General features: G+C 55.0%; 10 protein-coding genes, 4 tRNA genes, 3 rRNA genes and 1 riboswitch. Of the genes, 4 read left to right on the top strand and 13 right to left on the bottom strand.

Going from position 1 to position 16,984, the window contains the following annotated elements:
• The first annotated feature begins 86 nt into the window (after window positions 1–86).
• Window positions 87–1,607, top strand: coding sequence for a YifB family Mg chelatase-like AAA ATPase (locus FO014_RS10775; protein ID WP_160029511.1), 1,521 nt, complete (start codon window positions 87–89; stop codon window positions 1,605–1,607).
• A 26-nt stretch (window positions 1,608–1,633) separates the two neighbouring features.
• Here the strand turns inward: FO014_RS10775 and FO014_RS10770 are convergent, their stop codons facing one another.
• Window positions 1,634–1,972: a MaoP family protein gene (locus tag FO014_RS10770; protein ID WP_105233028.1), complete on the bottom strand. Its 339-nt coding sequence runs from the start codon at window positions 1,970–1,972 to the stop codon at window positions 1,634–1,636.
• A 120-nt stretch (window positions 1,973–2,092) separates the two neighbouring features.
• Between FO014_RS10770 and hdfR the strand changes: the two genes are divergently transcribed.
• Window positions 2,093–2,920, top strand: a complete 828-nt coding sequence (gene hdfR, locus FO014_RS10765; protein ID WP_160029509.1) for an HTH-type transcriptional regulator HdfR — start codon at window positions 2,093–2,095, stop codon at window positions 2,918–2,920.
• Between the two features lie 199 nt (window positions 2,921–3,119).
• On the opposite strand, the gene FO014_RS10760 is transcribed toward hdfR, so the two are convergent.
• The 9 genes from FO014_RS10760 to btuB all read right to left on the bottom strand — a co-directional run bounded on the left by FO014_RS10760 (window position 3,120) and on the right by btuB (window position 11,757).
• Window positions 3,120–3,195, bottom strand: a tRNA-Trp gene (locus FO014_RS10760).
• A gap of 51 nt (window positions 3,196–3,246) precedes the next feature.
• Window positions 3,247–3,323: transfer RNA gene (locus FO014_RS10755), tRNA-Asp, on the bottom strand.
• Between the two features lie 91 nt (window positions 3,324–3,414).
• Window positions 3,415–3,530, bottom strand: a 5S ribosomal RNA gene (gene rrf, locus FO014_RS10750).
• A 179-nt stretch (window positions 3,531–3,709) separates the two neighbouring features.
• Window positions 3,710–6,617: ribosomal RNA gene (locus FO014_RS10745) — 23S ribosomal RNA — on the bottom strand.
• A gap of 207 nt (window positions 6,618–6,824) precedes the next feature.
• Window positions 6,825–6,900 (bottom strand) — tRNA-Ala (locus FO014_RS10740).
• 113 nt (window positions 6,901–7,013) lie between these two features.
• Window positions 7,014–7,090, bottom strand: a tRNA-Ile gene (locus tag FO014_RS10735).
• 74 nt (window positions 7,091–7,164) lie between these two features.
• A 16S ribosomal RNA gene (locus tag FO014_RS10730) occupies window positions 7,165–8,706 on the bottom strand.
• The 16S, 23S and 5S rRNA genes sit together here with 4 tRNA genes alongside, the layout of an rRNA operon.
• A 374-nt stretch (window positions 8,707–9,080) precedes the next feature.
• Entirely contained in the window at window positions 9,081–9,944 is an 864-nt protein-coding gene (gene murI, locus FO014_RS10725; RefSeq protein ID WP_160029507.1) for a glutamate racemase, read from the bottom strand.
• Window positions 9,889–11,757 (bottom strand): TonB-dependent vitamin B12 receptor BtuB, encoded by a 1,869-nt coding sequence (btuB, locus tag FO014_RS10720; RefSeq protein ID WP_160029505.1) that lies wholly within the window; start codon window positions 11,755–11,757, stop codon window positions 9,889–9,891. The genes murI and btuB overlap by 56 nt, the downstream gene beginning before the upstream one ends.
• Window positions 11,758–11,825: 68 nt before the next feature.
• Window positions 11,826–12,039: riboswitch (cobalamin riboswitch) on the bottom strand.
• 119 nt (window positions 12,040–12,158) lie between these two features.
• Here btuB and trmA point away from each other — a divergent pair.
• A complete protein-coding gene (trmA, locus tag FO014_RS10715; RefSeq protein ID WP_160029503.1) occupies window positions 12,159–13,262 on the top strand; it encodes a tRNA (uridine(54)-C5)-methyltransferase TrmA in 1,104 nt (367 codons plus the stop codon).
• 45 nt (window positions 13,263–13,307) lie between these two features.
• On the opposite strand, the gene FO014_RS10710 is transcribed toward trmA, so the two are convergent.
• Window positions 13,308–13,682 carry a YijD family membrane protein gene (locus tag FO014_RS10710; RefSeq protein ID WP_105233033.1) on the bottom strand — a complete coding sequence of 125 codons (375 nt, stop codon included), beginning with the start codon at window positions 13,680–13,682 and terminating at the stop codon, window positions 13,308–13,310.
• Window positions 13,683–13,700: 18 nt separating this feature from the next.
• Window positions 13,701–14,333 carry an HTH-type transcriptional repressor FabR gene (gene fabR, locus FO014_RS10705; RefSeq protein WP_015962297.1) on the bottom strand — a complete coding sequence of 211 codons (633 nt, stop codon included), beginning with the start codon at window positions 14,331–14,333 and terminating at the stop codon, window positions 13,701–13,703.
• Window positions 14,334–14,549: 216 nt separating this feature from the next.
• Here fabR and sthA point away from each other — a divergent pair, with 216 nt between their 5' ends.
• Window positions 14,550–15,947, top strand: coding sequence for a Si-specific NAD(P)(+) transhydrogenase (sthA, locus tag FO014_RS10700; RefSeq protein ID WP_160029501.1), 1,398 nt, complete (start codon window positions 14,550–14,552; stop codon window positions 15,945–15,947).
• On the opposite strand, the gene oxyR is transcribed toward sthA, so the two are convergent.
• The gene (gene oxyR / locus FO014_RS10695; protein ID WP_160029499.1) at window positions 15,930–16,847 is read right to left on the bottom strand and encodes a DNA-binding transcriptional regulator OxyR; all 918 of its coding nucleotides are present in this window, start codon (window positions 16,845–16,847) and stop codon (window positions 15,930–15,932) included. The genes sthA and oxyR overlap by 18 nt on opposite strands.
• Between the last annotated feature and the right edge of the window lie 137 nt (window positions 16,848–16,984).

Below are 16,984 nucleotides of genomic sequence, written 5' to 3'. Positions count from 1 at the left end.
TCTGAATTAACGACGCAATTTCGCCAATCATGCCCTGCATTCGCGGCCAGGGAAGCGCATGCTGCCCACCTGAGTAAGGAGGCTCTATGTCATTGGCGGTTATTTTCACTCGGGCTACGCTGGGCGTTCAGGCACCGTCGGTGACGGTTGAAGTTCATATCAGCAACGGATTGCCCGGATTAACGTTGGTCGGCCTGCCGGAAACCACGGTCAAGGAAGCAAGAGATCGGGTACGCAGCGCGTTGCTCAACAACGGTTTTACCTTTCCTGCAAAACGCATTACCGTCAATCTGGCGCCGGCGGACTTGCCCAAGGAAGGCGGGCGCTACGATCTGCCAATCGCCCTGGCGATCCTTGCCGCTTCAGAACAGATCCCAACCGATCGGTTGGCAAAACACGAATTTCTCGGCGAGTTGGCGCTGTCTGGCGCACTGCGCGCCGTCAGCGGCGCCATTCCTGCGGCGGTTGCAGCGCAGCAAGACGGCAGAGGGCTTATATTGCCCGAAGAAAACGAGGGCGAAGTTGGTCTGCTGCCGGATGAGGGAACACGCGTTGCGGCACACCTGCTGGCCGTCTGCGCCTTTCTGCAGGGCCAGGGCGAGCTGGCGCTTGCCCAGCCTCCTGCCGCTCTGTTCAACGCCTGCCAGGGCGACCTGCAGGATATTATCGGCCAGGAACAGGCCAAGCGGGCGCTGGAGATCGCCGCCGCCGGCGGGCATAACCTGCTGCTGCTCGGCCCGCCGGGCACCGGCAAAACCATGCTGGCAAGCCGCCTACCGGGGTTATTACCGCCGTTAACCGACCAGGAAGCGCTGGAGAGCGTTGCGGTGGCCAGTCTGCAGCATCAGTCTGCCGGCAAGCTGCCGTGGCGCCAGCGGCCATTCAGGGCACCGCATCACAGCGCATCCATGGCTGCGCTGGTCGGCGGCGGTTCTCTGCCGCGCCCGGGGGAAATATCCATGGCGCACAACGGCGTGCTGTTCCTTGACGAGCTGCCAGAGTTTGAACGACGCACGCTGGACGCCCTGCGCGAACCGCTGGAGTCCGGGGAGATCGTGATCTCACGCGCCAGCGCCAAAGTCTGCTTCCCGGCGCGGATTCAGTTGATAGCCGCCATGAATCCCAGCCCGACAGGCCACTATCAGGGCATGCATAACCGGACCCCGCCGCAGCAGATACTGCGTTACCTGGGGCGGCTTTCCGGGCCGTTTCTCGACCGGTTCGACTTATCGATCGAAGTCCCCTTACTGCCACCCGGCACGCTGAGTAAACAACAACAGATAGGGGAAAGCAGCCAGCAGGTGCGCCAGCGGGTCATGGCGGCGCGGGAGCGGCAATTACAGCGTGCCGGCAAGATTAACGCCATTCTCGATAAGCCCGAGGTGGATCGCGATTGCTCACTGAGTGATGCAGACGCGCACTATCTGGAAACGACGTTGCTTAAACTGGGGCTATCCGTACGTGCCTGGCACCGCATTCTGAAGGTCGCACGTACGCTGGCCGATTTAGCAGGAGAGAAACATATCGCCCGTCACCATCTCAGCGAAGCGTTAGGCTACCGGAGGATGGAGCGCCTGCTGATCCAGCTACATCGCAGCCTGGAATAAAAAATGGGGCCAAAGCCCCATTCTTTTTAATCATCGCTGTCGGTGTAATCTTCCACCGCGTCAGCCTGTGGCTTACCGCCGGACAGGGTATGGAATTTTTTCGGGCGACGCGTGCGTGCCAGATACTTGGTCCATACTTTTTCCTGCTCGGTAACCGGCTCGCGTTCACCGCGGCACACTGCGACGAACAGCTGTTCTTCTTCAGTGGCTGGCTGGCGTTTCCCTGCATCCAACTCATTGAACGCATAGCCGAAACGCTCTAGCAATTGCGCTTCTTTAATGGTGAAATCGCCGTGACGGGAGAACCCGCGAGGGTAGTGTTTATTATCAAAAAAACGATTAGTCGTGGTGAAACTATCCGCCATCTGACACGCTCCTAATTCTCTTATGGCCGTGCTGTTTATGGCGCGGAGTATTAGATAGGCTTGACAGCGTGTAAAACAAAACATTTAAATCTTAACGACAAAAAAATTTTGGAGAAAGGCGTGGATACCGAATTACTGAAAACCTTTTTGGAGGTCAGTAGAACGCGTCACTTTGGCCGAGCCGCAGAATCTCTGTATTTAACGCAGTCGGCAGTCAGCTTTCGTATTCGTCAGCTGGAAAATCAATTAGGTGCGAATTTATTCACCCGCCACCGCAATAATATTCGTCTGACGCCGGCCGGAGAACGTCTGCTGCCCTACGCAGAAAGCCTGATGAACACCTGGCAGCTGGCTAAAAAAGAGGTGGTACGATCGCCTCAGCATAGCGAACTGTCGATCGGCGCTAGCGCATCATTATGGGAAGCCTATCTAACTCCGTGGCTGCAGTCGCTTTACCAACAGCGTGAGACATTACAGCTGGAAGCACGCATCGCATTACGGCATTCGCTGGTAAAACAGCTGCACGAAAGACAGCTCGATTTACTGATTACCACCGAGCCGCCCAAAATGGATGAATTAACCAGCCAGCTACTGGGCAACTTTTCGTTACGACTCTTTTCCTCATCGCTACGCGATCGACAGGTGCCAATGCCCTATATCAAACTGGAATGGGGTGCGGATTTCCATCAGCAGGAAAGCCGAATGTTGGACGCGGAGACCGTACCGGTTCTGACTACCACATCTGCGCATCTGACGCGCCAGTTGCTGGAAACCACCGGCGGCTGCGCCTTTTTGCCAAGCCAATGGGAAAAGGAGTATCCGAACCTGATCGCCAACGCAGAAGCGCCAAGTATTACGCGCCCGCTATATGCCGTTTGGCTGCAAAATAGCGATCAGCAGCCGCTTATCCGTCAACTACTAAAAATACCTTTAAATGCCGCAGCATGAGGCGCCACAGCCGTTTTAATTTTTCAATGGTAGGGGTGGACTCTGCACCAATCAAAAAGGCCTCTATGGCCTTTTAAGCGGCAATAAAGCCACTCGCCAATTTATAGACGCATCATCAGCGCAGAAATATTTAACGTGAAGGAAAAATGGCGGGAGTAAAAAGCAAAAAACCCTTCGCTTGCGCAAAGGGTTTTTTATATGGCAGGGGCGGAGAGACTCGAACTCGCGACACCCGGTTTTGGAGACCGGTGCTCTACCAACTGAGCTACGCCCCTAAATCGTGCTTACCATTATGCCCGCTTGTCAGCAGGCATAATCTAAATAAGTGGCGGAACGGACGGGGCTCGAACCCGCGACCCCCTGCGTGACAGGCAGGTATTCTAACCAACTGAACTACCGCTCCACCGATTCTGTTACGTTGCTTTTTTCAAAGCAGCAAGGCTTCTTCTGAACCTTGCAATTATCAGGCGTCACTCTGATAACGTTTATTTGATGCCTGGCAGTGTCCTACTCTCGCATGGGGAGACCCCACACTACCATCGGCGCTACGGCGTTTCACTTCTGAGTTCGGCATGGGGTCAGGTGGGACCACCGCGCTATTGCCGCCAGGCAAATTCTGTTTCAATCAACCCGCAGCGCATTCACGCCGCCAGTCAATCCAATCTCGGAACTTCGCTGAAAATTATTCGTATCATCCTGATACTCACCCCTTCGGGGCCAACGCTCCGCGTTGTTCAAAATCGTTCCCGACGATTTTGTCATCCGTCTCTAAAACACCTTCGGTGTTGTAAGGTTAAGCCTCACGGTTCATTAGTACTGGTTAGCTCAATGCATCGCTGCACTTACACACCCAGCCTATCAACGTCTTAGTCTTAAACGTTCCTTCAGGGGCCTTAAAGGCCCAGGGAAGACTCATCTTGAGGCAAGTTTCGCGCTTAGATGCTTTCAGCGCTTATCTTTTCCGCACTTAGCTACCGGGCAATGCCATTGGCATGACAACCCGAACACCAGTGGTGCGTTCACTCCGGTCCTCTCGTACTAGGAGCAACCCCTCTCAATCTTCCAACGCCCACGGCAGATAGGGACCGAACTGTCTCACGACGTTCTAAACCCAGCTCGCGTACCACTTTAAATGGCGAACAGCCATACCCTTGGGACCTACTTCAGCCCCAGGATGTGATGAGCCGACATCGAGGTGCCAAACACCGCCGTCGATATGAACTCTTGGGCGGTATCAGCCTGTTATCCCCGGAGTACCTTTTATCCGTTGAGCGATGGCCCTTCCATTCAGAACCACCGGATCACTAAGACCTGCTTTCGCACCTGCTCGAGCCGTCACTCTCGCAGTCAAGCTAGCTTATGCCTTTGCACTAACCTCACGATGTCCGACCGTGATTAGCTAACCTTCGTGCTCCTCCGTTACTCTTTGGGAGGAGACCGCCCCAGTCAAACTACCCACCAGACACTGTCCTCACCCCCGATTAGGGGGCCGAGTTAGAACATCAAACATTAAAGGGTGGTATTTCAAGGTTGGCTCCATGCAGACTGGCGTCCACACTTCAAAGCCTCCCACCTATCCTACACATCAAGGCTCAATGTTCAGTGTCAAGCTATAGTAAAGGTTCACGGGGTCTTTCCGTCTTGCCGCGGGTACACTGCATCTTCACAGCGAGTTCAATTTCACTGAGTCTCGGGTGGAGACAGCCTGGCCATCATTACGCCATTCGTGCAGGTCGGAACTTACCCGACAAGGAATTTCGCTACCTTAGGACCGTTATAGTTACGGCCGCCGTTTACCGGGGCTTCGATCAAGAGCTTCTGGTTACCCATAACCCCATCAATTAACCTTCCGGCACCGGGCAGGCGTCACACCGTATACGTCCACTTTCGTGTTTGCACAGTGCTGTGTTTTTATTAAACAGTTGCAGCCAGCTGGTATCTGCGACTGGCTTCAGCTCCATCCGCGAGGGACTTCACCTACGCGCCAGCGTGCCTTCTCCCGAAGTTACGGCACCATTTTGCCTAGTTCCTTCACCCGAGTTCTCTCAAGCGCCTGGGTATTCTCTACCTGACCACCTGTGTCGGTTTGGGGTACGATTTCGTGTTACCTGGAGCTTAGAGGCTTTTCCTGGAAGCTTGGCATCAACTACTTCTGCACCGTAGTGCATCGTCATCACGCCTCAGGGTTAACAAGTAACCGGATTTACCAGGTCACTCCCCCTACACGCTTAAACCGAGACAACCGTCGCTCGGCTAGCCTAGCCTTCTCCGTCCCCCCTTCGCAGTAACACCAAGTACAGGAATATTAACCTGTTTCCCATCGACTACGCTTTTCAGCCTCGCCTTAGGGGTCGACTCACCCTGCCCCGATTAACGTTGGACAGGAACCCTTGGTCTTCCGGCGTGCGGGTTTTTCACCCGCATTATCGTTACTTATGTCAGCATTCGCACTTCTGATACCTCCAGCATGCCTCGCAGCACACCTTCAACGGCTTACAGAACGCTCCCCTACCCAACAACGCATAAGCGTCGCTGCCGCAGCTTCGGTGCATGGTTTAGCCCCGTTACATCTTCCGCGCAGGCCGACTCGACCAGTGAGCTATTACGCTTTCTTTAAATGATGGCTGCTTCTAAGCCAACATCCTGGCTGTCTGTGCCTTCCCACATCGTTTCCCACTTAACCATGACTTTGGGACCTTAGCTGGCGGTCTGGGTTGTTTCCCTCTTCACGACGGACGTTAGCACCCGCCGTGTGTCTCCCGTGATAACATTCTTCGGTATTCGGAGTTTGCATCGGTTTGGTAAGCCGGGATGGCCCCCTAGCCGAAACAGTGCTCTACCCCCGAAGATGAGTTCACGAGGCGCTACCTAAATAGCTTTCGGGGAGAACCAGCTATCTCCCGGTTTGATTGGCCTTTCACCCCCAGCCACAAGTCATCCGCTAATTTTTCAACATTAGTCGGTTCGGTCCTCCAGTTAGTGTTACCCAACCTTCAACCTGCCCATGGCTAGATCACCGGGTTTCGGGTCTATACCTTGCAACTAGACGCCCAGTTAAGACTCGGTTTCCCTACGGCTCCCCTATTCGGTTAACCTTGCTACAAAATATAAGTCGCTGACCCATTATACAAAAGGTACGCAGTCACACCACGAAGGTGCTCCCACTGCTTGTACGTACACGGTTTCAGGTTCTATTTCACTCCCCTCGCCGGGGTTCTTTTCGCCTTTCCCTCACGGTACTGGTTCACTATCGGTCAGTCAGGAGTATTTAGCCTTGGAGGATGGTCCCCCCATATTCAGACAGGATAACACGTGTCCCGCCCTACTCATCGAACTCACGACCTGTGCATCTTCGTGTACGGGACTATCACCCTTTACTGTGCGACTTTCCAGACGCTTCCACTGACACACAAGCCGATTCAGGTTCTGGGCTCTTCCCCGTTCGCTCGCCGCTACTGGGGGAATCTCGGTTGATTTCTTTTCCTCGGGGTACTTAGATGTTTCAGTTCCCCCGGTTCGCCTCGTTAAGCTATGTATTCACTTAACGATAGTGTGTCGAAACACACTGGGTTTCCCCATTCGGGTATCGTCGGTTGTAACGGTTCATATCACCTTACCGACGCTTTTCGCAGATTAGCACGCCCTTCATCGCCTCTGACTGCCTAGGCATCCACCGTGTACGCTTAGTCACTTAACCTCACAACCCGAAGGTGTCTTTCGACATCGTCGCATTGCTACATTTGAGAGACTCTATGACAGGTTACTCCTCATCCCGAACTTCTACGGGGGACAAGTTTCAGCTGCCATGTTTCAATTTTCAGCTTGTTCCAGATTGTTAAAGAGCAAAATACTTCGCAGCATACTGTTGCCAATATACTCTGAAGTAGTGTTTTTCGGACTTATATGGTGGAGCTAAGCGGGATCGAACCGCTGACCTCCTGCGTGCAAGGCAGGCGCTCTCCCAGCTGAGCTATAGCCCCATACAGTCACTGACAGAGACCTTCGGTTTACTACTTCTCTTCTAGGCAAGGCGTGGTGTCGCGACGCATATTGAAATATGCGAGCGGCGCCATAACGCAGCATAGGAGAGAAGTGGTAGGCCTGAGTGGACTTGAACCACCGACCTCACCCTTATCAGGGGTGCGCTCTAACCACCTGAGCTACAAGCCTATAAAGGTATTTCTGCTCGTTACTTTTTCATCAGACAATCTGTGTGGACACTGCACAGTCAGGATATCTTTAGGTAAGGAGGTGATCCAACCGCAGGTTCCCCTACGGTTACCTTGTTACGACTTCACCCCAGTCATGAATCACAAAGTGGTAAGCGCCCTCCCGAAGGTTAAGCTACCTACTTCTTTTGCAACCCACTCCCATGGTGTGACGGGCGGTGTGTACAAGGCCCGGGAACGTATTCACCGTAGCATTCTGATCTACGATTACTAGCGATTCCGACTTCATGGAGTCGAGTTGCAGACTCCAATCCGGACTACGACGTACTTTATGAGGTCCGCTTGCCTTCGCAGGTTCGCTTCTCTTTGTATACGCCATTGTAGCACGTGTGTAGCCCTACTCGTAAGGGCCATGATGACTTGACGTCATCCCCACCTTCCTCCAGTTTATCACTGGCAGTCTCCTTTGAGTTCCCGGCCGAACCGCTGGCAACAAAGGATAAGGGTTGCGCTCGTTGCGGGACTTAACCCAACATTTCACAACACGAGCTGACGACAGCCATGCAGCACCTGTCTCAGAGTTCCCGAAGGCACCAAAGCATCTCTGCTAAGTTCTCTGGATGTCAAGAGTAGGTAAGGTTCTTCGCGTTGCATCGAATTAAACCACATGCTCCACCGCTTGTGCGGGCCCCCGTCAATTCATTTGAGTTTTAACCTTGCGGCCGTACTCCCCAGGCGGTCGATTTAACGCGTTAGCTCCGGAAGCCACGCCTCAAGGGCACAGCCTCCAAATCGACATCGTTTACGGCGTGGACTACCAGGGTATCTAATCCTGTTTGCTCCCCACGCTTTCGCACCTGAGCGTCAGTCTTCGTCCAGGGGGCCGCCTTCGCCACCGGTATTCCTCCAGATCTCTACGCATTTCACCGCTACACCTGGAATTCTACCCCCCTCTACGAGACTCTAGTCTGCCAGTTTCAAATGCAGTTCCCAAGTTAAGCTCGGGGATTTCACATCTGACTTAACAAACCGCCTGCGTGCGCTTTACGCCCAGTAATTCCGATTAACGCTTGCACCCTCCGTATTACCGCGGCTGCTGGCACGGAGTTAGCCGGTGCTTCTTCTGCGAGTAACGTCAATGTAATGCCGTATTAAGACACTACCCTTCCTCCTCGCTGAAAGTGCTTTACAACCCGAAGGCCTTCTTCACACACGCGGCATGGCTGCATCAGGCTTGCGCCCATTGTGCAATATTCCCCACTGCTGCCTCCCGTAGGAGTCTGGACCGTGTCTCAGTTCCAGTGTGGCTGGTCATCCTCTCAGACCAGCTAGGGATCGTCGCCTAGGTGAGCCATTACCCCACCTACTAGCTAATCCCATCTGGGCACATCCGATGGTGTGAGGCCCGAAGGTCCCCCACTTTGGTCCGAAGACGTTATGCGGTATTAGCCACCGTTTCCAGTGGTTATCCCCCTCCATCGGGCAGTTTCCCAGACATTACTCACCCGTCCGCCGCTCGCCGGCAAAGTAGCAAGCTACTTTCCGCTGCCGCTCGACTTGCATGTGTTAGGCCTGCCGCCAGCGTTCAATCTGAGCCATGATCAAACTCTTCAATTAAAAGCTTGATTCGCTAAGTTAATAGCTGTTGCTCAAAGATTTACTGCATGAATTTTACTTCAGTTAGTCACTCTTCAAGACTTGATATTTTTTTGCATCCGAAGATGCTGGATATCGTCTTGTGAGTGCCCACACAGATTGTCTGATAAATTGTTAAAGAGCATCGCCGGAGATAATTCTCATCGGCGCGGGCTGCGTATACTACGCTTTTCGCCCGGAGAGTCAAGCGTTTATTTCGCTTTCTTCTCGCTGACCCGGCGGCTTGTCAGTCGTTGTTCCCGGTCAGTGGAGGCGCATTATAGGGAGTTCTCAGAACGCCGCAACCCCTAATTTCAAAAAACTTTTCAACCGTTGAACATTTAATCAAAATGGCGTTAAAGCGGCAGTTTTTTCAGCGATTTGAGGCCGTAACCCTGTAAAACGGGCAATAAAGCATCAGTATCTTCATTTAGCGCCAGACAGTAGGCAAGATTGTCATCCTGCGTCGATACCAAATTTTCCTGCGTTGAGATCAACCAGGCGGTACGACGGGCAATCGCCGCACCGGAATCCACCAGCCGCGTCCCTTCCGGCAGCACCTGCATCAGTTCGTCCGCTAATAGCGGGAAGTGGGTGCAACCCAACACCACCGTGTCCGGCGGTTCGCGCATGCTCAGCCAAGGCTGCAGAATTTTCTTCAGCGCCGGCAGCGGCACCTCTTCGCCATGCAGTTTCGCCTCCGCCAGCTCTACCAACTCGGACGAGCCCAGCAACTCAATTTGGCAGTCGGTGGCAAAGCGGGCGATCAATTCACGGGTATAGGCGCGCTGCACGGTGCCGCGCGTTGCCAGCAGCCCGACGCTGCCATTAACCGTCAAACGGGCGGCGGGCTTGATAGCGGGAACAACGCCCACCACCGGAAACTCGAAGCGTTCACGTAAAGCGGGTAAGGAAACGGTACTGGCGGTGTTACAGGCAATAATCACAATAGCCAGAGGGTGTCGCTGCTGTATTGCGCCGACAATCTCCAGCACGCGTTCAACGATAAATTCCTCGGACTTCTCACCATAAGGAAAGGCCACATTATCGAAAGCGTATATATAGTGGAGATCCGGCAACAGCTGCCGAACCTCCTGATACACCGACAACCCGCCGACGCCGGAATCAAATACCAGCACCGTCGGGCGCGGCGCAGCGGTGGAATTAGAAGGTATAGCTTCCGGTGAGGTAGTACTCTCTCCCTGGAGTAGCGTAGCCATATGCCGTCTCATAATCTTTATCAAACAGGTTGGCAATTCTACCACGAACTGTCAGATGTGATGTGACCGGATACGACACCGCGAGATCCCACAGGCTGACGCCGCCGAGCTTCACGCTGCGCGCCGGGTAACCGCTGTAGTCTTTATCGTAACGTTGTCCCAGGTAATGATAGGTCACCGCCCAGTCCAAATCGTATATCTGCCAGTCCAGCTCATACTTTACCTGCTGTTTGGCACGACGCGGCAGCAACTCATTGGTTTTGGCATTGCGCGCATCCACATAGTCGTAACCCAACTGATGGGTTAACGGACCGGTATCAAACGATGCGGTAGCCTCAACGCCCTTAATTCTCGCCTTGCCGATGTTGTAATAACGGTAAGTCACCGGATCGCTGTCAATCAGGTTATCAACGTCATTACGGTAAGCAGATACATGCCAGCTCACCGGCCCGCTCACCCCTTCAAAGCCGCCTTCCCACTGTTTACTCTCTTCCGGCTTCAGGGAGCCGTTGCCATAAAAGTCGCTGTACAGCTGCCCCATATTCGGCGCTTTAAATGCGGTGCCGTAAGAGGCGATAAACCGGTAGCCTTCCACAAACTCCCACGCTGCACTGGTCTGCCAGGTACCATGCCAGCCAAACTCGCTGTTGTCGTCGCCGCGTACCGCCGCTTCCAGCGTTACCGGGCCAAGCAGCTGCTGGCCGGTCAGGTACAGTCCGGTATTACGCTGGCTTTTTTCTTCCGTCACCGAGGCGGTGTTCGGTTTGATTTTTTGATTCTGCCAGTCAGCGCCGGCGCTCAGCGTACCCTGCCCCACCTGCCATGTATTTCCCCACTGCAGATTGTATTGCTCAACATCATCCAGCCGCGCTGAACTTGCATATTGCCCAAGACGCGGATCGTAGTTGTAATCTTTGCTGTGGCTGTAACTGCCTACCAGTTGGGTGGCGTAAATACCCTGCTGATAGCGCACACCGCTGTCCCAGGTCTGGCTGTACAATTTACGCGTGTCCACCAGCGCCGCGCCGGGGGAATAATAGCCGTCATACGCCGTGCGGTTGTCATAACCATAGCCACGGAAGAAGCCGCTGAGCCGTTCGTTAAACTGGTGCTGAACCGAGCCATACAGCGACTTGCTCATAAAGCCATCGCGGTCCTGTTGGCTTTGCAGGCCGGTACTGCCGTAGGCGACAACGTCATACCCTTTGGTATAGGTATAGTTGCCGGCCAGGGTGGCGACGGTATTCTCCCCCAGTGGCTGCTGAGTCGCAGCGTCATAGGCCTGATAGCCGTTGCTGCCAACGCCGGCAGACAGCGTGGTGCCGTTCTTTTCGCGGGTGGTGATAATGTTGACCACGCCGCCGATAGCGTCGGAACCGTACACCGCCGAACGCGGGCCACGAATATATTCCACCTTCTGCACCAACGAGAGAGGAATTTGGCTCAGATCGGAAGAACCGCTGACGCCGGCCTGGTTCAGGCGAATACCGTCGATCAGCAGCAGTACATGGCTGGAGTTGGTGCCGCGGATAAACAGTGAACTGTTCTGCCCCATACCGCCGTTCTGCGCGATATCTACCCCCGGCAGACGACGCATCACGTCGGTCAGGCTTTTGGCCTGCCAGCGATCGATATCATTGCGGGTGACCACCGAGGTCGGCGCCAATACGGAAGAAACAGGTTGCGGGAAGCGGTTGGCCGACACCACCAGATTCTCGCCGTTGTTATTGATTGCCGCGTTGTCTTGCGCCCAGACGGAAAAAGCCGTGACGGAGGAAGCCACCGCCAGCAGCGTATTTTTTATCGTTATCATGAGAAAAGCATCCAAACTTAATTGGCGGATGCCGCAGATCCCTGACCGAGATTCGCGCCGTTCAGGGTAGTTGCGACGTAATACCGGCAGGTCTTCGGGCTTGGGATTTGCCGGTGGCAGAAAACCGCCGACACCGGGCGATGACTTCCCGTCCTGCAGATGGACAGTGTCTGCGTGAATACGCTATCGCCGTGACTTCCCCATACCGCTGCGCGCCAGCTCCGGATTCTCACCGGATTCCCTTTTAACTCGCTGCTTGAGGCCGGACGGCAATGCTACGATCAATGTAAATGGATGTCTAGACTGCCAATCTGGGCAACAACATGACAGCGGACAAAACTGGACTTCACAGCCCAATTCCCTACAATCCCCGCTGATCCAATTTGACTGACGAGAAGACCATGACCCCCGAGAATTTGCCGATTGAACGCTACGACGAGCAGCTGGCGGAAAAAACCAGCCGCCTGAAAACCATGATGTCGCCGTTCGGGGCGCCCAAACCGGAAGTGTACCGCTCGCCAGTCCAGCACTACCGCATGCGCGCCGAGTTTCGCATCTGGCATGATGAAGACGAGATGTACCACATCATGTTCGATCAGCAGACCAAGCAGCGCATCCGCATCGATCGTTTCCCGGCCGCCAGCGAGCTGATTAACCGCCTGATGCAAGCGCTGATCGCCGCCATCAAACCGGAACCCATCCTGCGGCGTAAGCTGTTCCAGATTGATTATCTCTCCACCCAAAGCGGCAAAATCATCGCCTCACTGCTGTATCACCGCAAACTGGACGAAGAGTGGCGGCAGCATGCGGAGCAACTGCGTGACGCGCTGCGCGCGCAAGGCTTCGACCTGCACCTGATCGGCCGTGCGTCAAAAATGAAGATGATGCTGGATCAGGATTATGTCGATGAAGTGCTGCCGGTCGCCGGCCGCGACATGATCTACCGCCAGGTGGAAAACAGCTTTACCCAGCCCAACGCGGCGATGAATGTGCAAATGCTGGAGTGGGCGCTGGACGTGACCGCCGGCGCCAAAGGCGATCTGCTGGAGCTGTACTGCGGGAACGGCAATTTCTCGCTGGCGCTGGCGCGCAACTTCGAGCGCGTACTGGCCACCGAGATCGCCAAGCCTTCGGTTGCGGCGGCGCAATACAATATCGCCGCCAATCAGATCGATAACGTGCAGATCATTCGGATGTCGGCGGAAGAGTTTACTCAGGCAATGAACGGCGTGCGCAGCTTCAACCGTCTGCAGGGCATTGAATTAAGTGACTATAACTGCGAGACGATTTTCGTCGATCCGCCGCGCAGCGGGCTGGATGACGAGACGGTGAAGATGGTGCAGGCCTACCCGCGCATTCTGTATATTTCCTGCAATCCGGAAACGCTGTGCGCCAATCTGGCGACCCTACAGGAAACGCATCAGGTTACACGTCTGGCGCTGTTCGATCAGTTCCCGTATACCCACCACATGGAGTGCGGCGTACTGTTGGAAAAACGCGCCTGATCGTTATATTGTCGGGCGCTCAGCGGCGCCCGACATCAGCCACGCTTATGACTGCGGGCCGTTCTCAACGTTAAGCGCTTTGCGCGCCTTCAACTTCACGCCCAGCCACAACACCAGCGCTACGCACAGAATCGACGGCAGGAAGTTGGAGCCGATCTGCGGATATTCCGCGCGCACAATGGCGCTATACAGCAGCAGCCCCAGTAAAAAGCAGCCCGCCGCCAGCTTTGGCATACCGTCCGGCATCGCATGGTTAAGATAACGCTGATGCAGGCAGTACACCGCCAGCACCAAAGCAATCAGCGGGAAGACCGAAAACGGCACGACCGAACTAAACAGTGCGGCAAAAGAACCATTAACAGAAAGGCCGGCAACCAATGCCAGCAGTAAGGTGCCATTCTCACGGCCTGGTTTTTCCATTACTTTTCACCTTCTTTTTTATACGTGGGACACAGACGTTTTTTCTTGCTCGCGGCGATACCAGTAGTAAGCGCCTTTAGAGATCATGCGTAGTTGCAGCACCAGCCGCTCTTCCAGCTGGCAGCGCTGCTCAATATCAATATCCAGCGCTTCGGCGCCGGCGCTGAACACGATGGTCACCATCGCCTCGGCCTGCGCTTCGGTAAAGCTGCGCGGCATATGGTTTTCCAGTTCGAGGTAATCCGCCAGTTCGGCAATAAAATGCTGGATTTCACGCGCCACCGCGGCGCGAAATGCCGCAGAGGTGCCGGAACGTTCACGCAGCAACAGGCGAAACGCATTAGGGTTATTGCCGATAAATTCCATAAAGGTGGACACCGACGTGCGGATCACGCTGCCGCCCTTGGCGATGCGCTGACGCGCCTGCCGCATCAGCTGGCGCAGCATCAGGCCGCTTTCATCGACCATCGTCAGCCCCAGCTCATCCACATCGCGGAAATGACGATAAAACGAGGTCGGCGCAATCCCTGCCTCGCGGGAAACTTCCCGCAGGCTCAGGCTGGCGAAACTGCGTTCGGCGCTGAGTTGGCTAAAAGCCGCCTCAATCAGGGAACGACGCGTCCGTTCTTTCTGTTGTGCTCTGACGCCCATATGCATATCCAGATAACTTCCATTCTCTCAGTCTAACGCCGTAAGGGTGGCAATATAGCAAATTTTATTGCAACAGCATTTATACAAACGCGCCCAGCGGCGATGATAGTCGCTCTCTGTCGCACTTTGCCTCAAAAAGCCTAATGGTGATTGGGTGTGCAGCGCTATGATGTTAAGATACCGTTGTAATTTTGTATAAGAATAGGTCCCTCCTACATGCAACAGCACTATCAATTTGACGCCATTATTATTGGCTCGGGCCCTGGCGGCGAAGGTGCCGCTATGGGATTGGTGAAACAAGGCGCCCGTGTGGCCGTGATTGAGCGGTTCAATAACGTCGGCGGTGGTTGTACCCACTGGGGCACCATCCCCTCGAAAGCCCTCCGCCACGCCGTCAGCCGCATTATCGAATTCAACCAAAACCCGCTCTACAATAATTCCCGTACGCTCAGCGCCACTTTCCCTGACATCCTCCGCCACGCCGACAACGTTATCAATCAGCAAACGCGTATGCGCCAGGGGTTCTATGAGCGCAACCAGTGCAAACTGTTTGCCGGCGACGCCCACTTTATCGACGCTAATACCGTCAGCGTCACTTACCCGGACGGCACGCAGGACACGGTCAGCGCGACGCATATCGTCATCGCCTGCGGCTCACGCCCTTATCATCCGGCCGGCGTCGACTTTAACCACTCGCGCATTTACGACAGCGATTCCATCCTTGAGCTGAACCACGAACCGCGCCACGTCATTATTTATGGCGCCGGGGTGATTGGCTGCGAGTACGCCTCGATCTTCCGCGGCCTGAACGTCAAGGTCGATCTGATCAACACCCGCGATCGTCTGCTGGCGTTCCTCGATCAGGAAATGTCGGATTCACTCTCCTACCACTTCTGGAACAACGGCGTAGTGATCCGCCATAACGAAGAGTACGAGAAAATCGAAGGGGTGGATGACGGGGTTATCGTACACCTGAAGTCCGGCAAGAAAGTGAAAGCGGACTGCCTGCTGTACGCCAACGGCCGTACCGGTAACACCGACTCGCTGGGGCTGGAGAATGTCGGCCTGGATTCAGACAGCCGCGGGCTGCTGAAAGTCAACAGCATGTACCAAACCGCGGTGCCGCATATCTATGCCGTGGGCGACGTCATCGGCTATCCGAGCCTGGCTTCTGCCGCTTACGATCAGGGGCGCATCGCCGCGCAGGCGATCTCCAGCGGTGAAGTGGGCGGGCATCTGGTCGACGATATCCCGACCGGGATTTACACCATTCCGGAAATCAGCTCCGTCGGCAAAACCGAGCAGGAACTGACGGCGATGAAAGTGCCGTATGAAGTGGGCCGCGCCCAGTTCAAACACCTGGCGCGGGCGCAGATTGCCGGCATGAACGTCGGCAGCCTGAAGATCCTGTTCCACCGCGATACGCTGGAGATCCTGGGGATCCACTGCTTTGGCGAGCGCGCCGCCGAGATCATTCACATCGGTCAGGCGATCATGGAACAGAAAAATGGAGGTAATAGCATCGAGTATTTCGTTAATACTACCTTCAACTATCCGACCATGGCCGAAGCCTACCGGGTGGCGGCGCTCAACGGCTTAAACCGCCTGTTTTAACGTCGAGCCGATGTAACCTTGCATATGCTCGCGAATCGCCTCGGCCAGCTGTTCATAACGACTGCGCAGCGGGGAGCCGGGGCGATACACCAGCGCAATGGTGCGTTTCGGCTCCGGTTTATAGCAATCCAGATAGCACACGCCGTCACGCTCGCGTTCCGGCGGCACCGCCAGTGAAGGCAGCAGCGTAATCCCGCTGCCGGCGGCCACCATATTGCGCAACGTCTCCAGACTGGTGGCGCGGAAATGGGTATCCTCATCCGCACCGGCCTGGAAGCAGAAGCCCATCGCCTGATCGCGCAGGCAGTGGCCGTCTTCCAGCATCAGCAACTTTTCCCCTGACAGATCCGGCATCGCGACGCGATCACGCTGCGCCCACGGATGATCGGAATAGACCGCCAGCTTCATCGGTTCGTCAAACAGCGGCACTTCAATAAAGGCCTCGGTCTCTTTGACCAACGCCAGAATCGCGCAGTCCAGCTTGCCGCTGTCGAGCTGGGCCAACAACTGCTGAGTTTGTGCTTCGTGCAGATACATTTCCAGCTTCGGGAAGGACTTATGCAGCGTCGGGATAATCTGCGGCAGCAGGTAAGGCCCCACCGTCGGGATCAGACCGATATGCAGCGGCCCGGACATGGTTTCCCCCTGCTGGCTGGCCATTTCCTTTAACACCTTGACTTCACGCAGTACGGTTCGCGCCTGTTCCACCAGCAGCAAACCCGCCTGAGTAAACAGCACTTTGCGGCTGGTGCGTTCCAGCAGCATCACGCCCAGTTCATCTTCCAGTTTGCGGATCTGGCCGCTAAGCGTGGGCTGGCTGACATGGCATGAATCGGCAGCGCGCCGGAAGTGGCGGTGCTCGGCCAAGGCGACCAGGTACTCTAAATCACGAATATTCATTGTTTCCCTCCATGCCACGATAGACCGTGGCGATAGATAAGATAGCAATGAGTGATTAGAACTATCAAGCCCCGACGTGAATAATGTTCATCAACGAAGCGACATTACGTCAGCAAAGAAAAATTATTTTATCTTAT

This window comes from Serratia rhizosphaerae (assembly GCF_009817885.1).
Lineage (GTDB): Bacteria > Pseudomonadota > Gammaproteobacteria > Enterobacterales > Enterobacteriaceae > Serratia_B > Serratia_B rhizosphaerae.
The sequence above is the reverse complement of the archived record's forward strand: the minus strand, read 5'-3'. Positions and strand labels throughout refer to the sequence as shown.

Bases quoted from the DNA above. Each gene is read 5' to 3' on its own strand.
- FO014_RS10775 (WP_160029511.1), top strand. From the start codon at position 87: ATGTCATTGGCGGTTATTTTCACTCGGGCTACGCTGGGCGTTCAGGCA.
- FO014_RS10770 (WP_105233028.1), bottom strand. From the start codon at position 1,972: ATGGCGGATAGTTTCACCACGACTAATCGTTTTTTTGATAATAAACAC.
- murI (WP_160029507.1), bottom strand. From the start codon at position 9,944: ATGGCTACGCTACTCCAGGGAGAGAGTACTACCTCACCGGAAGCTATA.
- btuB (WP_160029505.1), bottom strand. From the start codon at position 11,757: ATGATAACGATAAAAAATACGCTGCTGGCGGTGGCTTCCTCCGTCACG.
- trmA (WP_160029503.1), top strand. From the start codon at position 12,159: ATGACCCCCGAGAATTTGCCGATTGAACGCTACGACGAGCAGCTGGCG.
- FO014_RS10710 (WP_105233033.1), bottom strand. From the start codon at position 13,682: ATGGAAAAACCAGGCCGTGAGAATGGCACCTTACTGCTGGCATTGGTT.
- fabR (WP_015962297.1), bottom strand. From the start codon at position 14,333: ATGGGCGTCAGAGCACAACAGAAAGAACGGACGCGTCGTTCCCTGATT.
- sthA (WP_160029501.1), top strand. From the start codon at position 14,550: ATGCAACAGCACTATCAATTTGACGCCATTATTATTGGCTCGGGCCCT.
- oxyR (WP_160029499.1), bottom strand. From the start codon at position 16,847: ATGAATATTCGTGATTTAGAGTACCTGGTCGCCTTGGCCGAGCACCGC.